Raw genomic sequence first — 317 nt, 5'->3', positions numbered from 1 at the left:
CAAGTGGAAAGGCGAAAAAAAAGGAAAATTTGAAGAGGCTTATGATGTATATAAGAAAAGTATAAATAACTATTTAAAAAAGGCGGAAAATAAAAAGGAGCAGTTGAGTGAAGAAATCAAACATGAAGAAAGCAAACGTTCCATGTATCAGGACAGCTTATCTGCCATTATCGCACAGATTTCAAACGTGTCAAGCCTCATTGAAACTGCAAAAAACAAAAAATAGGGGTGACTTTACATGGGGGAAATTAAACTGAATGTTGACTTGTTCAATTCAAATATTGAACAACTGCAGGCAGCCGTATCAGATCTTGAGA

The 317-nt window shown here is 35.0% G+C and carries 1 protein-coding gene; it reads left to right on the top strand.

Going from position 1 to position 317, the window contains the following annotated elements:
* A partial coding sequence (locus ACLWS4_RS38290; RefSeq protein ID WP_416876608.1) for a hypothetical protein occupies positions 1-226 on the top strand: 226 nt, incomplete at its 5' end.
* Positions 227-317: the final 91 nt, after the last annotated feature.

It is taken from the genome of Kitasatospora sp. SC0581 (assembly GCF_048159585.1).
Lineage (GTDB): Bacteria > Actinomycetota > Actinomycetes > Streptomycetales > Streptomycetaceae > Kitasatospora.
This window is presented reverse-complemented; position numbering and strand designations above follow the sequence as displayed.